Below are 1,349 nucleotides of genomic sequence, written 5' to 3'. Positions count from 1 at the left end.
ATCTAATGAAATGGTTCCCCCGGCTCGACTCCTGTGAACGGCTCTAGACTTTCACAGGAGTCACTATTCGGAGCATCGTCATGTCACACGTCACTATCGTCGCCATTGATCTGGGCAAGCAGAGTTTTCACGTACATGCCGAGGATGAGCGTGGCCAGTCCATCGTTCACAAGCGATTCAATCGCTCGGCACTTACCCGATATCTCGCCAACCTTGATCCGTGCATCGTCGCGATGGAAGCCTGCGGCGGTGCGCACTTCATGGCCCGTGAAGTCGCAAGGTTTGGTCACCAAGCCAAGTTGATTGCAGCCCAGCATGTGCGCCCATTCGTCAAAAGCAACAAGAACGATCTTGAAGATGCCGTCGGCATTTGCATCGCCGCCGGGCAATCTACCATGCGTTTTGTCGCACCTAAAACCGAGGCTCAGCAAGCGCTGGCCATGCTCAATTGCGTGCGCGATGCCTTTATTGCTGATCGCACCGCGACCGTTAATCGCATTCACGCAGGCTTGCTGGAGGTCGGTATCAGCCTGACACCTGGCTTCAAGTCGATCAGGACGCTGCCCATTTTATTGGATGAAAGCGAGTTTTCGCCGTTGATCAAAAGCCTGCTGGCCAAGCTGCACGAGCATTTCAGCTATCTGGAAACCCAGATCAAAGCGTTGAATAAGGAGGTGGAGCATCAGGCCGCTGAAGATGATCTGGCTGCGCGACTAATGACTATTCCCTGCGTCGGGCCGATCACGTCCAGTGTCCTGGCGGCAGAAATAGGCAGTGGCAGGCAGTTCAAGTGCGGACGTGACTATTCGGCGTCTATCGGCCTGGTGCCGAGCCAGAAAAGTACGGGAGGCAAACCACGACTGGGACGGATCAGCAAGCGCGGTGATCGCAATCAACGACGTCTGCTCTTGCAGTGTGCGCACGTTTATCTGCGCTATCTGGATCGACAGCAGGGTGTTGTGGCCGATTGGGTTCGTCAGCTTCTGGTACGCCACCATCCAAACGTAGTGGCCTGCGCCCTGGCTAACAAGCTGGCGCGAATCGCCTGGGCGATTGCCGCCAACCATAATGAATTCGAGGCAGGGCCAAGCGCCATGAGCGCTTGACCCTGCTGTCACCCAAGCACCACCCACCTGGTTTTGCGATGCTGGATAACAGATGACGTGAACGGCAGACCGGCCTGACGATGATCCTGGGCTCCCACACGGCTCTTGAAGCCGTCTATCTAATAAGGATCGACAGGTGCGATTTTCATCGAGGCGCGGGAGCAATCCCAGACGCCGGATAGATTGCAGCAAGCCATTACACGCATCAAAAACAGTATTGCAGAAAAAGGGGGAACCATAGAT

Annotated in this window: 1 protein-coding gene; it reads left to right on the top strand. The window is 55.4% G+C overall.

Annotated elements, in window-relative coordinates; genetic code table 11:
- Positions 1–80: 80 nt before the first annotated feature.
- Positions 81–1,106 (top strand): IS110 family transposase, encoded by a 1,026-nt coding sequence (locus M2401_RS34285; protein ID WP_259111505.1) that lies wholly within the window; start codon positions 81–83, stop codon positions 1,104–1,106.
- Positions 1,107–1,349 lie beyond the last annotated feature (243 nt).

Source organism: Pseudomonas sp. JUb42 (genome assembly GCF_024807945.1).
Lineage (GTDB): Bacteria > Pseudomonadota > Gammaproteobacteria > Pseudomonadales > Pseudomonadaceae > Aquipseudomonas.
This window is presented reverse-complemented; position numbering and strand designations above follow the sequence as displayed.

Coding starts and splice junctions, on each gene's coding strand:
- M2401_RS34285 (WP_259111505.1), top strand. CDS start 81: ATGTCACACGTCACTATCGTCGCCATTGATCTGGGCAAGCAGAGTTTT.